The sequence below is a fragment of the Amycolatopsis sp. cmx-8-4 genome (assembly GCF_046548675.1).
Classification (GTDB): Bacteria; Actinomycetota; Actinomycetes; order Mycobacteriales; family Pseudonocardiaceae; genus Amycolatopsis.
Genome location: NZ_JAEBDZ010000037.1, coordinates 26,142 through 41,643 on the forward strand (window position 1 = coordinate 26,142; position 15,502 = coordinate 41,643).

General features: G+C 68.7%; 13 protein-coding genes and 1 pseudogene. 8 read left to right on the forward strand and 6 right to left on the reverse strand.

The genetic code is table 11. The features are described 5' to 3' along the window. Positions 1–23: 23 nt before the first annotated feature. The 5 genes from ACLJQZ_RS42410 to ACLJQZ_RS42430 form a co-directional block, all read right to left on the reverse strand. Positions 24–1,106 (reverse strand): substrate-binding domain-containing protein, encoded by a 1,083-nt coding sequence (locus ACLJQZ_RS42410; RefSeq protein WP_410626701.1) that lies wholly within the window; start codon positions 1,104–1,106, stop codon positions 24–26. A gap of 13 nt (positions 1,107–1,119) precedes the next feature. Continuing rightward, entirely contained in the window at positions 1,120–2,190 is a 1,071-nt protein-coding gene (locus tag ACLJQZ_RS42415) for a 2-hydroxyacid dehydrogenase (protein WP_410626773.1), read from the reverse strand. A gap of 23 nt (positions 2,191–2,213) precedes the next feature. Further along, on the reverse strand, positions 2,214–3,728 hold the full coding sequence (locus tag ACLJQZ_RS42420; RefSeq protein ID WP_410626703.1) for an FGGY-family carbohydrate kinase: 1,515 nt from the start codon (positions 3,726–3,728) through the stop codon (positions 2,214–2,216). Next, positions 3,721–5,310: an FGGY family carbohydrate kinase gene (locus tag ACLJQZ_RS42425; protein WP_410626705.1), complete on the reverse strand. Its 1,590-nt coding sequence runs from the start codon at positions 5,308–5,310 to the stop codon at positions 3,721–3,723. The genes ACLJQZ_RS42420 and ACLJQZ_RS42425 overlap by 8 nt, the downstream gene beginning before the upstream one ends. 186 nt (positions 5,311–5,496) lie before the next feature. Further along, positions 5,497–6,312 carry a DeoR/GlpR family DNA-binding transcription regulator gene (locus ACLJQZ_RS42430; protein WP_410626706.1) on the reverse strand — a complete coding sequence of 272 codons (816 nt, stop codon included), beginning with the start codon at positions 6,310–6,312 and terminating at the stop codon, positions 5,497–5,499. A 479-nt stretch (positions 6,313–6,791) separates the two neighbouring features. Here ACLJQZ_RS42430 and ACLJQZ_RS42435 point away from each other — a divergent pair. The 7 genes and pseudogenes from ACLJQZ_RS42435 (at position 6,792) to ACLJQZ_RS42465 (ending at position 14,165) form a co-directional block, all read left to right on the forward strand. After that, positions 6,792–7,489, forward strand: a pseudogene (locus ACLJQZ_RS42435) (SDR family NAD(P)-dependent oxidoreductase). Between the two features lie 87 nt (positions 7,490–7,576). Next, the gene (locus ACLJQZ_RS42440) at positions 7,577–8,578 is read left to right on the forward strand and encodes a LacI family DNA-binding transcriptional regulator (protein ID WP_410626707.1); all 1,002 of its coding nucleotides are present in this window, start codon (positions 7,577–7,579) and stop codon (positions 8,576–8,578) included. A 122-nt stretch (positions 8,579–8,700) separates the two neighbouring features. Further along, a complete protein-coding gene (locus ACLJQZ_RS42445; RefSeq protein ID WP_410626708.1) occupies positions 8,701–10,458 on the forward strand; it encodes a glycoside hydrolase family 35 protein in 1,758 nt (585 codons plus the stop codon). Positions 10,459–10,497: 39 nt separating this feature from the next. After that, on the forward strand, positions 10,498–11,865 hold the full coding sequence (locus ACLJQZ_RS42450) for an ABC transporter substrate-binding protein (RefSeq protein ID WP_410626709.1): 1,368 nt from the start codon (positions 10,498–10,500) through the stop codon (positions 11,863–11,865). Positions 11,866–11,876: 11 nt separating this feature from the next. Beyond that, positions 11,877–12,830 carry a carbohydrate ABC transporter permease gene (locus ACLJQZ_RS42455; RefSeq protein WP_410626710.1) on the forward strand — a complete coding sequence of 318 codons (954 nt, stop codon included), beginning with the start codon at positions 11,877–11,879 and terminating at the stop codon, positions 12,828–12,830. A 53-nt stretch (positions 12,831–12,883) separates the two neighbouring features. Next, positions 12,884–13,699: a carbohydrate ABC transporter permease gene (locus ACLJQZ_RS42460; RefSeq protein ID WP_410626774.1), complete on the forward strand. Its 816-nt coding sequence runs from the start codon at positions 12,884–12,886 to the stop codon at positions 13,697–13,699. A 244-nt stretch (positions 13,700–13,943) separates the two neighbouring features. After that, positions 13,944–14,165: a hypothetical protein gene (locus tag ACLJQZ_RS42465; protein ID WP_410626711.1), complete on the forward strand. Its 222-nt coding sequence runs from the start codon at positions 13,944–13,946 to the stop codon at positions 14,163–14,165. A gap of 17 nt (positions 14,166–14,182) precedes the next feature. Here ACLJQZ_RS42465 and ACLJQZ_RS42470 read toward each other — a convergent pair whose 3' ends face one another. Further along, a complete protein-coding gene (locus ACLJQZ_RS42470) occupies positions 14,183–14,590 on the reverse strand; it encodes a winged helix-turn-helix transcriptional regulator (protein WP_410626713.1) in 408 nt (135 codons plus the stop codon). A 251-nt stretch (positions 14,591–14,841) separates the two neighbouring features. On the opposite strand from ACLJQZ_RS42470, the gene ACLJQZ_RS42475 reads away from it, so the two are divergent. Further along, the gene (locus tag ACLJQZ_RS42475) at positions 14,842–15,222 is read left to right on the forward strand and encodes an ester cyclase (protein WP_410626714.1); all 381 of its coding nucleotides are present in this window, start codon (positions 14,842–14,844) and stop codon (positions 15,220–15,222) included. The last annotated feature ends 280 nt before the right edge of the window (positions 15,223–15,502 follow it).

The window sequence follows — 15,502 nt, forward strand, 5'->3', positions numbered from 1 at the left end:
GTGTCCTCGCTGTTCCCGGTTGGTCAGGCGATGCCGGCGCGGGCGCACGCGGCGGCGTACTGCGGGGTACAGATGGCGCCGGCTTTCAGTTCGTTGCTGCTCACCAAGGCTTGCTTCAGGTTGCCGGTCGTGACCACGGTCGGGTCGAACAACTGGGTGGGAGTGTTGAACAGTGTGGTCTTGCCGGCCGGCTTCTTGCCCTGGGCGAACTGGATCGCGACGTCGGCGGCGGCTTCGGCGACGATCTTGATCGGTTTGGAGATGGTGTTGTACTGGTCGCCGCTCACGATCCGCTGGGCGGCGGCGAGCTCGGCGTCGTTGCCGGTAACCGGGGGAACCGGGACGACGCCCGCGGCCTTGAACGCGGCGATCGCGCCGCCGCCGGTGCCGTCGTTGGCGGCGACCACGCCGGAGATCTGCCCGCCGAACCGGGTGATCTGGCCGCTGACCCATTCCTGGGCTTTGGCCGGCTGCCAGTCGGGGGTGTCGTATTCGGCGAGCAACCGGATGCCGCTGGTGTCGAGGGCGCTGTGGATGCCCTTTTTGATCAGCCCGGCGGCGGCGTCTGTGGGGGAGCCGTTGACCTCGAGGATGCCGCCTTGGGCGCCGGTCTGCTTGAGGTGGTCGACCAGCGACTGGGCGATCTTGGCGCCGATCTTTTCGTTGTCGAAGGAGATGTAGTAGTCCGGTGGCATGGTGGGGATCGGCCGGTCGTAGGCGATCACTGCCGCGCCCTGGGCGTGGGCGGTGTTGACGATGGTCGCGGCCGCGGTGGAGTCGACCGGGTCGAGCACGATCACCTTGGCGCCCTGTGCCAGAGCGGAGTTGGCCTGCTGTTGCTGCTGGGAGGCGTCGGCGTTCGCGTTGGCGTAGATGACCGAGCAGCCTGAGCAGAGCTGCTTGACCTTGGCCTCGAACAGCGGGTGGTCGGCCAGTTCGTACCGGGTCGAGGCGATGTCGGGCATCAAGAACGCGACTTTGGCCTGGGCGGCGTTCCCGGCGGCGCCGGAGCTGCCGGTGGCGCCGGTGGTGTCGGCGCAGGCGCTCGTGACACAGGCCAGGGTGACGGTGAGGCCGAGGAGGGCCAGCTTGCCGGGTGTGTTCATGGTGGACTCCGCTTCAGTGGGGATCGGTTGTGGTCGGGCGGTTTTCCAGGACTTCGGGGTTCGCGCAGTGCGCGGGCTCCGCGCCGCGCAGCCATCGGGTCGCTTCATTGGCGACCATGGCGGCGGCGCGCTGGGCGACGTCTTTGGTCGCTCCGGCGAGATGGGGAGTGAGCACGACGTGGGGTGCGTCGCGGATGGGGTGCTCGGCCGGCAGCGGTTCGATGTCGTAGACGTCCAAGCCCGCGGCGAACAAGTGCCCCTCACGAAGAGCGGCCGCCAGCGCGGTGTAGTCCAGCAGCCCGCCGCGGGCACAGTTGACGAGGACCGAACCTCCCGGCATCAGGGCCAGTTCCGCGGCGCCGATCAGTCCGCGGGTCTCGGGGGTCAACCGAGCATGCAGCGACACGACCTGTGAGCGGGCGAGCAACTCCGGCAGTGGCGTCACCACGACGCCGGGTGGCAGGGTGGCGGGATCGACGAAGGGGTCGTGGACGAGGACGGTCGCGCCCATGGCGACCAGAACGGCGGCGAGATGGCTGCCGACCGCGCCGGCGCCGACCAGACCTACCGTGTTGCCGTGGATCTGCAGTCCAGTCGCGTCGTAGGCGTAAAGATCGCTCTTCCACAGCCCCTGAAGCACTCCGTGATGACTGTCGGAAACGCGGCGCATCGCCGTGAGCATCAGCCCCAGGGTGTGCTCGGCGGTGGACACCGCGTTGCGTCCGGGGGCGTAGGTGACGGTGACGCCGTGCTGGGTCGCGGCTTCCAGGTTGGCGTTCACCGGGCCACCGCGGCTGACGGCGAACAGCTTCAGGTCGGGACAAGACTCCAGGACCCGGCGGGTCAGGGGCGCCATCTGAGTCAGGCACACCCGAACGCCCTGCAGGGCGTCGATGAGGGCGTCTTCCGAGCCGGACGCCTCGTCGACTTCGGCGATCGCGCGGAACGGCTCGTGCGGCCACGGTAGCTCGAGTTCACGCGCGTCCCAGGCCGCACGAACGGCTCCGGCCAGAAGTGCGTCAGCGAGCAGGCGGTTGAGGACGAAGTGGTCGCCGGCGAGGAGAATGGGGACAGGTTCTGCCATGACGATTTCCTTCCCGGGGTTGTTCAACGGGCGGCGAAGCGAGTTCGGTTGCGCAGCTTGGCTTGTGTCGCGACCTCGGTATCCAGCCACGCACGGTCGGCGAGTGCGGTGACGAAGGCGTCGTAACCCGGCGCCAGGGCCTCTGCGCGGTCTGAGTCGGGCTCGAGCGTGTCGCGCACGCGGACCAGCCGGCGGGCCGCAGCCGGGATGTCGCCGTCGGCGGCCCCTGCGGCCAGCACGGCCATCCCGCGCGCCGGCTCCGGATCGGCGGGCAGCCGGACCGGGACCCCGAGCAGGTCGCAGCGCAGCTGGTTCCACCAGGAGTTGCGCGACCCGCCGCCGGTGAAACTGACCGGTCCGGTGACGTCGGCGCCGGCGCCGCGCAGCACGTCGAAACACAACCGTTCGACGTGGGCGACGCCGGTGCACACGGCGGCGAAGACCCGCGCGGTGCCGGAGCCGGGCCGGTCGAGTCCCGTGTCGCCGAGGAAGCCGCGGGCGTGGGGCGCGACGAACGGGAAGCGTTCCCCGTGGCCGGTCAGTGGGTAGCACAACGGGACGTCGGAGACGCCGGCCGCGGTTCTGGTCAGGGCGTCGAGGTCGGCGTCGGGGAACAGGGCTCGCACGGCGCCGGCGCCGCTGCTGGAGGCCCCACCGGGCAGCCACAGGTCTCCGTAGGGTGCGCGGTGGGAGTACACGGCTCCGGTCGGGTCGTGCAGCAACGCGGTGCTGACGCCCTTGAGCGCCAAGGTGGTGCCGAGGACCGAGTTCCATTCCCCGGGGGCCAGCGCCCCGGCGCCGAGCTGCGCGGCGCAGCCGTCGGTCATCCCGGCCACGACGGGCGTGCCGGCGGGCAGGCCGGTTCGTTCGGCCGCGTCGGCGCACACCACCCCGAGCGTGGTGCCCGGCGGGACGACTGGGGGCAACACGGCCGGGTCCAGCCGAAGGCGGTCGAGGACCTCCGGCGGCCAGCATCGGTCGAGCTGGTCATAGCCAGTTTTGAGCGCGTGGCTGGAGTCGGATGCGACCGGGTGGCCGGTGAGTGCCGCGGCCACCACGTCCGGCTGGTGGGCCACGCGAGCGTCGGGCGTGAGCAGGTCGTGGTCGCGCCACCACAGGAGTTTGGGCAGGGCCCAGGCCGGTTGGATCCGGTAGCCCAGTTTCTGCCAGAGGTCGGCTCCGGCGCTTTGCGCTTCGCCGGCCAGGGTGCCCGCACGGGCGTCGTCATACATCAGCCCGGGTGTGCGGGGCGTTCCGTCGGGGTCGGTGAGCAGCACCGTTCCCGAGGTCGCGCACACCGCGATGCCGCCGACCGGTCGTGCGCCGGTCGCCGCGGTCACCGTGGCGAGCACATCGACGGTGGCGGTCCACCAGTCGTGCGGGTTCTGCTCGTGGCGGTTGCCGTCACGGTGGCCGTGCAGTGGCTGTGCCGCGCGGGCGATGGTGGCGCCTTGGTCGTCGACCGCCACGGCCCGGCAGCTCTGGGTGCCGAGGTCGAGGCCGATCCAGACGACACCGCTGTCGGTGGGATCAGGCACGGAGTCCCGCTTCCTCGGTCGGCGCCGGGTTCGGGGGGAGTGCTCGGTTCGCGCTTGGGTGCCAGCGCGGCCAGCGGGTGGCCACCAGTTCGCGGGTGTGCAGGAATTCCGCGTGTTCGCTGTCGTGGAAGGTCGCCAGCTCCGGTTCCGGGTCGAACTGCTGTCTTGTCCGGACCAGTGCGGCCGCGGCGGCGGTGAGATCCTGGTATCGGCCCAGGAGCGTCGATGCGTGTACGTAGGCGCCTTTGGCGCCGACCTGGCTGTCGGTGGTGACGATCGTGGGGATCCCGGTGATATCGGCGATGACCTGGCACCACAGGGAGCTGGCGGCACCACCGCCGCAGAGCCGCAACCGCGTGGGCCGGGTGGGGCCGGCGTCCAGGCAGTCGCGGATCACGTGGGCGAGTCCTTCGAGGACCGCACGTGCGAAGTGCTCGGCCCGGTGTCCGAAACGCATGCCGGTGATCAGGCCGCTGGCGGTGAAGTCGAGAAAGGGTGCCCGCTCGCCCGCCGGGGACAGGTAAGGCAGGATTCGCAGGCCGTCGGCACCGGGGCGAGCCTGCGCGGCGCGCGCGGTGACCGCGGCTGGATCGGGCAGGCCGAGCAGGTCGGCCAGCCAGTCGATGACTCCGCAGCCGGCCAGCGTCGGGAAGGCCCGCAGGAGCACGTCCGGTGAGTCCGGTGAGTCCGGTGAGTCCGGTGAGTCGAGGACGAGCGTCAGGCCCGCCGGTTCCCCTGTGGTGTCGGCGTTGTCGATCATGACCTCCGTGCAGAGAGTCGTGCCCAGAACGCAGGCCGCCTGGCCGGGCTCGGTTGCGCCGACCCCGATCGCCGTGGACGCGATGTCGTAGGGAGCGAGGACGATCGGAAGCCCTGCCGGTAGCTCGAGCTGTGTGCTCGCCTCGGCAGACAGCTTCTGTACCCGGTCGGCGGCGCCGAGCACGGGCGGCACGAGGTGCCGCTGCGCGGTGAGCCCGTACAGCTCGAGCAGCGCGTCGCTGGGCTGGGTGCGTCGGAGATCCAGCCAGGGGGCCGAAGCGTCGGAGGTGTCCATGCCCAGGACTCCGGTCAGCCGGAGGAACAACCAGCTCCCGCACGTCAGCACGGAAGCGGCACGGCTCGTTGTGTCCGGCTCTTCGACGATCAGGGCGCGCAGGATGGCGTTGGGCAGGCCCGCGTTGGTCAAGGAGGCGTTGATGCGGAACGCCTCGTCGAGGACAGCGCGCGCCCGCCAGTCCTCGACGATGCCGGCGGCCCGTCCGTCGTTCCAGAGGACCGCCGGTCGCAGTGGACGGTGATGCCGGTCGACCAGCCAGGCGCCGTCTCCCTGGGCGGTCAGCGCGAGGAACTCCACCGGACGGTCGACGCGACGCGTCGCCTCCCGGACCGCGGAGGTCGCGGCCTCCCAGACCGCGTCCATGTCCTGTTCCGCGCGCTCGGGGCTGGGGTGCGAGACCGTCGTGCCGCGGTTGACGACGAGGAGCTCGCGGCCGTCCTCGTCGAACACGACGGCCTTGATGACCGTGGTCCCCGCGTCGAGACAGACGGCGACGGGACGATTCGCGCGACCACTGGCAGCCATGGGGTGCTCCTCGGGATGCACGTCACGCCTCGGTGCGTGAGTGACCCGTATTACACGCGTACCCGCCTCGACTTAGCAACTTCTAACATTGTGGATTGATAACCGACGGCTACTTATCGTGATAATACCTGTTAGGGGCGGCGATAAGCTTCAGATCAACGATCCTGAGTAACCGTTAACTTAACATCACGTACCATCGCTTGCCGCTGCAGCGTCGACGGTGACGCCTCGCCTGCGGAGGTCGGTGAGGACGTTCGAGGGCGTCTCGTCGTCGACGATGACGCGGTCGATCGTCGGCAGGTCCACCAGACGGTGCAGGGCCCGGCGCCCGAACTTGGTGTGATCGATCAAGGCGACGGTCCGCGACGACGCGGCGATCAGGGCGCGCCGGGTGATGACTGTGTCCTGGGACTGGATGAAGCAGGTTCCGTCGGTCACCGCTGTCGTCGACATGATCAGCAGGTCGGTACTCAGGTCGGCGGCCGCGACGGCGGTCGCCTGGCCGAGAAACGAGTCGTAGGCCGCGATGTAGCGGCCGCCGAGCCCGATGAGTTCGATGTCGACCTGGCCGGCGAGAGCGCGGATCACCGGAAGGAAGTGGGTCACCACGGTCAGCGGGGCTCGTTCGGGCAGCAGCCGGGCGACGGCCAGGGCGGTTGTGCTGTCGTCGAGTGCGATGACCTGGCCGGGCTGGACCTCGGAGGCGACGACCTCGGCGGCCATCGCCTTCTTCGCGGCTGCTTCGGCTTGCATCCGGTGCTGCAGGTCTCCGTGGAACGTCACGGTCGGCGCGCTGGTGGCGCCGCCACGGACCTTGTGCAGGAACCCGCGCTCGGTGAGCGTGTCGAGGTCGCGGTGAACGGTCATGATGCTGACGCCGAACTCGTCGGCCAAGGCGTCGACGCGCATGAACCCGGCCTCGGAGATGAGGCGCTGCATCGCGGCGCGCCGCAGTTCCGGATTGCCGCCGTGTCCTGAGGTGGAGCTGACTCGTTGAGGCACCCTGTCAGCATCGCATCCGCTGCCGCGTGCCTCGCGACATTCCGCTTCGGTAGCGGTCGTAGCGAAGTGGATCGCGCCGGCCGGGCTTCCCCGGTGCCGCCTCTGCCTCGACCCTGGCTTGCCGGTCGCCCGTAGTGTCGTTCTCCCGAGCGCGCTGCCGGTGGCGTGAGATCGGCCAGCCGGTATGGGTGGTCCCGTCCGACGGCGGTCACCCGCAAAGTGCACCAGGAACGCGACACGTGCCCGAGGGCGTCGTGGCCCGCTCGCGCGACGCGTTTCGCCCAACGGCGGCGCCGCGGTCGAAGGGGAACAGCCGCTCTCGTCAGGTGCGGATCCTCGCGCCCAGTCCGGCCCTGGGTGGTGTGGTTGTGGACCCTTTCCGCGTCCCGGTCGCCGACGCGACGTCGATGGTGGTTTTACTGCTCCTGCCTGCGGAACGTCCTCTGGCGGGGCGCCGCGGCCAGCCGAACAATAGCCACATGACGACTACATTCATCACCGGAGCGAACAAGGGGCTTGGCCGCGAGACCGCCCGCCGTCTCGTCGAACTCGGCCACACCGTGCTCATCGGAGCACGCAACCCCGATCAGGGCGCGCAGGTCGCCGCGGCGCTCGGCGCGCGGTTCGTCCGCATCGACGTGACCGACGACGGGTCCGTCGCCGCCGCCGCTGCTGACGTCGCCGAGCACGAGGGCTCGATCGATGTTCTGTCAACAACGCCGGGATTGCCGGGCCGCCCGGCGATCCCGCCACCTTGACCGGTGCCGATGTCTTCGATGTCTTCGACGTCAACCTGGCCGGTGTGGTCCGGACAACCACGGCGTTCCCGCCGCTGCTGCGCCGATCACCGGACCCGGTCATCGTCAACGTCAGCAGCGGAATGGGGTCGCTCGCCTATACCCACGACCCGTCGAGGGCGGAGTCTTCGGTGGTCGCACCGCTCTACACCGCCTCGAAGGCGGCTCTGACGATGCTGACCACCCACTACGCCAAGGCTTTCCCGGACATCCGCATCAACGCCGCCGACCCCGGATACACCGCGACCGACCTCAACGGCAACAGCGGACCTCAGACCGTCACCGAAGGCACGGACGCGATCGTCGCTCTGGCCATGGAGGAGCCCGGTGCGGGCTCCGGACGTTTCGTCGACCGAACCGGTGAGATCGCCTGGTCCTGAACGGTCGCCGGCGACGACCGACCGTGCCGCGCAACCGCTCGTGGGCCACCGCTCTACTCTCAGCCTGAGAGAGGAGAGTGTCTGGTGGTGACAAGCTCTGGACGGCAGCCTGCACGCCCCAAGCGAGCGACGATCGAGGACGTCGCTCGTGAGGCGGGCGTGGGACGGCAGACGGTGTCGCGCGCGCTCAACGACCAGGCCGAGATCGCGCCGGAGACCAGGCAGCGCGTGCTTGAGGCCGCGGCACGGCTGGGTTATCGGCCCAACGCGATGGCCAAGGGCATGCGCATGCAGCGGTCGGACGTGATCGGGCTCGTCGTGTCCGACATCGCCAACCCGTTCTATCCGGCCGTGGCGCGGGGCGTTTACGACCAAGCCGAGGCGTCGGGCTGCAGCGTGGTGCTCTACAACACGGATGCCGAGCCGGTACGAGAGCGCGCCGCTCTCGAAGACGTGCTGTCCAGGTCGGCCCGCGGGGTGGTCGGGTTCTTCTACGGCACGTCCGAGGCGGCGCTAGCCGGGTATGCCGCCGTCGTCCCGCTGGTCGTCGCCGACCGGCTGCTCACCGACCCGGACATGATGTCGGTCAGCAACGACTTCGCCGCCGGCACCCGGGCCGCGGTCGCACACCTCGTCCAGCGCGGACACACCGAGCTCGGCATGCTCGACAGTTCCGTCGGGGTCGCGGTGGACGAGCGGCGGACCTCGTTCCTGGCGGCGTGTCGTGACTTCGGCCTGGGGGACCTCTCGGAGCGCGTCGTCCAGGGTCCGCCGAGCATCGAGGGCGGAACCGCGGCCGCGACCGCGCTGCTCAGCGCGTACCCGCAGGTCACGGGGGTCTTCGCGTTCAACGACCTGATGGGTGTCGGCGCCGTCCAGGCCGTGGCCGCACTCGGCCGGCGGGTCGCCGCCGACTGCGCGATCGTCGGGTTCGACGACCTGGAGATGTCCGCTTACCTCGATCCACCGCTGACGACGGTGCGCATCGACAAGTACGTCCACGGCCAGATGCTGGTGAAGACACTGCTCGCGCAGGAGCCGCAACGCCTGGTCCTGCCCGTGACCCTGATTCCGCGCGCGACTGCGTAGATCACCTTCATTCGCGAGATCCGAAGCGCGTCTTGACGCGCCAGAACCCGCGGCTCATACTTCCCGGGAACATTCCCGGGAACGTTCCCGGCCGGCGTGGAGAGGTGCCTATGGCAGGTTCGGTGACGATCGGGGAGTCCGGCGTCCTCATCGACGGGACGCCTACCCGTGTGCTGTCCGGAAGCATCAACTACTTCCGGATCGTGCCCGAGCAGTGGCGCCCCCGCCTGCGCTGGGCCCGCTACATGGGCCTCAACACCATCGAAACCTACGTCCCGTGGAACCTGCACGAACCACAACCCGGCGAATTCGGGTTCAACGGCATGCTGGACCTCGCCGCGTTCCTGCGCGCCGCCCAGGACGAAGACCTGCACGTCATCCTCCGCCCCGGGCCCTACGTGTGCGCCGAATTCGACTTCGGCGGGCTACCGGCCTGGCTGCTACGCGCGGACGGGATGCGCCTGCGCAGCAGCGAGCCCGCGTATCTCGCCCAGGTCGATAGCTGGTTCCGCGAACTCCTGCCGAGAGTCGCGCAGCTGCAACACGACCAGGGTGGCCCGATCATCGCGATGCAGGTAGAGAACGAATACGGGGCCCACGCCAAGGCCTTCGGTGGCGACGCCGGCTACCTGACCTGGCTGGTCGACACCATCCACGAGCACGGGATTCGCGTGCCGCTGCTGACCAGCGACCAGGACGATGACGCCATGGTCGCCGCCGGTGGCCTGCCCGGGCTCTGGCGGACGATGAACTTCGGGTCCGAGCCGGAGCGGGCCTGGGACACCCTGGCCGCGCACCAGTCCGGCCGGCCGAAGATGTGCATGGAGTTCTGGAACGGCTGGTTCGACCACTGGGGCGAAGAGCACCACACCCGCGATCCGCAGGACACCGCGGCAGTACTGGACCGGATGCTCGCGGCCGGCGCGTCGGTCAACTTCTACATGTTCTGCGGCGGCACCAACTTCGGCTTCACCAACGGCGCCAATCACTTCGAGCACTACCAGCCGACGATCACCTCCTACGACTACGACGCGCCGCTGTCCGAGCACGGGACGCCGACGAAGAAGTTCGAGGCCTACCGTGAAGTCCTGAGCCGGTACACGACGCTGCCGCGGATCGAGCCACCCGCGCCGGCGGCCCGGATCGGCGGACACGCGGTCGACCTGCTCCGTATGGTGCCACTGCTCGATGCCCTGGACGCGCTGTCGGTCACGCACACCGCGTCCAAGCCGATGACCATGGAGCAGCTGGGGCAGAACTTCGGCTTCACCGCCTACAGCTTCGACATCGCCCGCGCCCGCACCTACGTTCTGTCCATCCCCGGTGTCCGCGACCGCGCTCAGGTCTTCACAGACGGAGTTGAACGCGGCGTGCTCGAGCGCGAGAGCGGCGTGACGAGCATGGTGCTGCGGGTCGCCCGGCCCAGTACCACGGTCACCGTGCTCGTGGAGAACCTCGGCCGGATCAACTACGGCCCCGAACTCGCCGACGCCAAGGGCGTTCTCGGCGACATCCTGCTCGACGGCGCACCCGTCGACGGCGAGATCACCATGCGGCCACTGCCGCTGGACAACGTGGACACGGTCGACTTCGCCACGGCAAAGCCGGCGGAGCACGACATCGCGGGCCCCGTGTTGCTGACCGGCGAACTGCTCCTGGACGAGGTCGGAGACACCTTCGTCAGCCTGCCCGGCTTCAGCAAGGGCCTGGTCTGGGTCAACGGCTTCAACCTCGGTCGCTACTGGGACCGCGGCCCGCAGCACACCCTCTACCTGCCCGGTCCGCTGTTGCGCCGCGGGAGCAACGCATTCCGCGTGCTCGAACTCCACCACGTGCTCAGCCCCCGCATCCTGCTGACCGACACCCCCGATCTCGGCTGAGCGGCTCCACCGAACCGAACCACACGAAGGACAGACGCAATGAGGCGTACTCCCCACCCCAGCACCCCGTCCCGTCCACGCCGGCTGCGGATCGCCGCGCTGGCCGCCGCGATCGGCCTGACCGTGGCCGCCTGCTCCAGCGGCGGTGGCGACGCCACCGCCGACGCCGGGGCGTCCTGCGCGCCGGCCGGCGGCAAGGTGGAACTGTCGTTCTGGTCGTGGGTGCCGGGCATCGACAAGGCCGTCGCCGCCTGGAACGCCGGGCACCCCGACATCCACGTCACCGTCGAGGTGACCCCGCAGGGCAACCAGGGCACGTACAACAAGATGTTCACGGCGTTGAAAGCGAATCAGGCTCCGGATCTCGGCCAGATCGAGTTCGATTCCCTGCCCGGGTTCCGGGTGCAGCAGGGCCTGCGCGACATCGCCGGCTGCCCCGGCGTGGCGGACGCCAAGTCGAAGTTCGTCGACTGGACGTGGACGCAGGCCTCGGTCGGTGGCGACGGTGTCTTCGCGATCCCGCAGGACACCGGCCCGATGGCCCTGTTCTACCGCAAGGACCTCTTCGACAAGTACAAGATCCCGGTGCCGACCACTTGGGACGAGTACGCCCAGGCCGCCAAGACGCTGCATGCCGCCGATCCCGCGTTGACGATCACCCACTTCCCGCAGAAGGACGTCAACTGGTTCGCCGGGCTCGTCTGGCAGGCCGGGGGGCACTGGTTCGCCCAGGACAACCAGCAGTGGAAGGTCAGCCTGACCGACCCGGCCTCGGCCAAGGTCGCCGACTACTGGCAGAACCTGGTGAGCCAAGGGCTGGTGTCGAACCTGCAGGGCTTCTCCGAATCCTGGAACAAGGCCCTGGACTCCGGACAGGTCGCCACCTGGACCGGTGCGGTGTGGGGCGTCGGCACCATCGCGACGGCCGCGCCTTCCACCGCGGGGAAGTGGGCCGTCGCGCCGCTACCGCAGTGGACCAAGGGCGAGCGGCGCTCGGGCAACTGGGGCGGGTCGACAACGGCGGTCCTCGCCGGATCGAAGCACCCGGCCGAAGCCGCGCAGTTCGCGTTGTGGCTCAACACCGATCCGAAGGCCCTCGCCATTCTGCAGACCGAGGGCGGCATCTACCCGGCGACGACCGGAGCCCAGGCCACTGCGCACGCATCGCCGGCGAACACCACCTTCTTCGGCGGGCAGGACGTCGACGCCGTCTTCCGCGAAGCAGGCAAGGGAGTCAGCCAGGACTTCACTTGGGGGCCGTCCATGGAGCAGACCTACGCGCACGTGCGTGACGGCTTCGGCGCCGCTCTGGCGGGCAACGGCACGCTCACGAAGGCCCTCACCGACGCGGGGGCGGCAACCGTCACGGACCTGAAACGCCAATCCATCCCCGTGGCGTCGAACTAAGGGATCCGCTGATGACCGCCGTGACTCCGATCCGTCTCGACACCGATCGGACGGATACCCGCCGGGCACCCCACCAGGGTGCCCGGCGGGGGTACCGCGCCTCCCGCACGGCGTGGCTGCTGCTGGCCCCGTTCCTGATCGGGTTCGTGCTCTTCTACCTGATCCCGGTCATCGTGGCCGTGGTGAAGAGCTTCACCACGGTGACCCGCGCCTCGACCTACGGACGGGCGAGCGAGGTCTTCGCCGGCCTCGGCAACTACACCGCCGCACTGGGAGACAACGGGTTCACCGGCTCGCTGGGCCGGGTGCTGCTGTTCGGCGTGATCCAGATCCCGATCATGCTCGGGCTCGCGCTCGTCTTGGCGCTCGCTCTCGACTCCGCTGTCGTCCGGTTCCGCCGGTTCTTCCGGCTCGCGTTCTTCCTGCCCTACGCCGTACCAGGAGTGATCGCCGCGGTCATGTGGGGCTTCTTCTACGCCCCCAACCTGTCGCCGATCAACCAGGTCCTGGCACCGTTCGGGGTGCAGCCGGACCTGTTGTCCGGCAATGTCATCCTGTACTCGATCGCCAACATCGTCACGTGGGCGTTCACCGGCTACAACATGCTGATCCTCTATTCGTCGCTGCAGGCCATCCCGCCGCAGTTATACGAGGCGGCGCGGCTCGACGGCGCGTCCGGCTGGGCGATCGCGTGGCGGATCAAAGTGCCGATCATCGCGCCTTCGCTCGTGCTGACTGCGGTGTTCTCGATCATCGGCACGTTCCAGCTGTTCACCGAACCCCAGGTCATGGCCGGGGTGTCCACGGCGGTGTCGTCGACGTACACGCCGTCCATGGCGGCCTACGCGCAGATCTCCGCGCAGAACTACGGTCTCGGTGCGGCCATGAGCGTCATCGTCACGATCGTGATCGGCGTGCTGTCCGTCGTCTTCTTCCGCATCACGCGCAATCGAGCCGCCTTATGACCAGATCGGTGTCCACAGTGTCCCGCCGCAGTCGCGAGGCACGACTGTCCGTGGTGCCCACCGCGGCGATGTTCGTCGCCGGCGCCTACTTCCTGCTGCCGGTCTTCTGGCTGGTCGTGTCGTCCACCAAATCGGCCGCGGACCTGTCCTCGACGTTCGGGCTCTGGTTCTCCGACAACCAGCTCGGCCGCAACCTGGACCGGACTCTCAGCTACGGCGACGGTGTCTACCTGCGCTGGCTGGCCAACAGCGCCCTGTATTCGATTGTCGGCGCCGCGGCCGCCACTCTGTTGTCGGCGATGGCGGGCTACGCACTGGCGAAGTTCACCTTCCGCGGCCGCAACGCGACCTTCTCCACCATCCTCGCCGGCGTCCTCGTCCCACCGACCGCGCTGGCCGTGCCGCTGTTTCTCATGCTCGCCGGAGTGGGCCTCACCAACAGCATCTGGTCGGTGCTGCTGCCCAGCATGATCAGCCCGTTCGGGGTCTACCTGGCCCGGGTCTACGCCGCCGCTTCGGTGCCCGACGAGCTGCTCGAGGCCGGTCGCATCGACGGCGCGAGCGACTTGCGAGTGTTCTTCACCATCTCGCTGCGGTTGATGGCGCCCGCGCTGGTGACCGTGTTCCTGTTCCAGTTCGTGGCCATCTGGAACAACTTCCTCCTGCCGCTGATCATGCTGACCAGCGATCGGCTGTATCCGGTCACGCTCGGGCTGTACACGCTGAACACCCAGCTCACCCGCGATCCGGGCCTGAAAAGCATCGTCGTCACCGGTTCCCTGCTGTCCATCATTCCGCTCGTCCTCGCTTTCCTTGCTCTGCAACGCTTCTGGCGCAATGGGCTGGCCGCGGGCAGTGTGAAAGATTGACGAACCCTGGGTAGCGCGTGACCACAGGGCGAAGGGGTCGCCTTGCCGGCCCATGCTGTCGGCGCCGTTGACGAGGATAGAAATGACTGGCATGGACTGGGCCGTCTGGCACCCCACTGTCGATGTGCGTCGGCCGGTCACCGTGGCCGGGTGACCTGCGAGCAGCACTCAGCTCGCGGGTCTGCCCGGGGGCGCACACCGGTGCGGTGACGTTCGAGCGCGGCTGACCGAGAACGAGATCCGGGTGACCATTCAGGTGGCCCTCGGCTCTGCCCCGGACGGGTTCACGGAGAAGCCGTCCGACACGCCCGGCGTCCTGAACCGGCGGTTGTGGGCCGACCTCAGCCGGCTCAAGACCTTCCTCGAACGCAACTGCCAGATCACCGGTGCCTCGCGCGGCGATGCTCCGACAACTCACAGGACACGCTTCAGATGGGAAGCGGACATCGCGGGTGCTTCACGGTAGTGGCCGCTGAGCTGTTCCTACGCGGTGGTGCCGCGGGAGCTGGACGCGTCGTGCAACTGGTGCTGCTCGAGGATAGCCGGCATCCGGTCCTCGACCCAGGTGACGAGGCCGGTGACCAGTTCGGCCGCCTCGTGGCCCCGCGGGGTCAAGCTGTACTCCACGCGAGGCGGAACCTGTGGGTACGCCTCGCGGTGGACGAATCCGTCCCGCTCCAGAGTCCGCAGCGTCTGGGCGAGCATCTTCTCGCTGACCCCGTCGATCCGCTTGCGCAGCTCGCTGAAGCGGTAGGTGCGCTCGCTTAGCGCACTCAGCGCCAGTACGCCCCAGCGGCTGGTGACGTGCTCCAAGACCAAGCGTGCCGGACACGTCCGGTCATAGACGTCGAATCCCGACGTCCGCGATCGAGGCTCCGTCGTCACTCTCATGTCGCCGCCCTAACTTACCTTGAAGTGGGTACTTCCGAAACGAAAGCGTCATCCTTAGCGTAGAAGACGAAGCAAGCATTGCCGATGGCCCCGTTGCGGGAGGACAGGATTTCGTGCACTGCTTCTGTCAATCGACCGGCGGCGGCATCACGGGAGCAGCGAGAGGCTCTTCCGGATCCCCGCGAGCCACCATCGATGGCCGGCCGCGCAGCTGTGCTGTCCAGGCGTTGCCATCACCCGAATGGAGCAGAATGTCCGACCTGGAGCAGAACAAGAACATCGTCGTGGACTACTACCAGACCGCCTTCAAAGGCAACCCGGAGAAGGCGGTCGCCGACCACTTCGGTCCTCGCTACGTCCAGCACAACCCCGACGCGCAGGACGGCCCGGAGGCCTTCATCGGCTTCGTTCGCTACCTGCGCGGCGAGTACCCGGACCTGCGGCTGGACATCAAGCGTGTGATCGCCGAGGGTGACATGGTGGTTACCCACTCCCACCTGGTTCTGGAGCCGGGCAAGCCCGGTCGCGCGCTTGCGGACTACTTCCGTCTGGAAGACGGCAAGGTCGTCGAGCACTGGGATGTCATCCAGGAGGTGCCCTCCAGTTCCGCGAACGACAACAGCATGTTCTGACCATCGCGTCGCAAATGCGGCATCGGCCGACCTCGACGAGGTGGCTCACCGCGCCCTGGTCTTCGGCTTCGCGACCTTGTCCCGCTACGGCTCCATGCTTGCCGGAATCCACTCACGTCGTCCGCGCGCGACTACCCGCCACGACTCGTCAGCTCCCCTCAAGGAGGTGGACTTCGCACTTCCCCAGCTGTCTTCGGCGGTCCAAGACCACTCCGACGCCGGTCACTGGCAGGGCCGGGTCGTGTGGTCGCCGCTGCGGATGACGCGGAACGTGATGGGG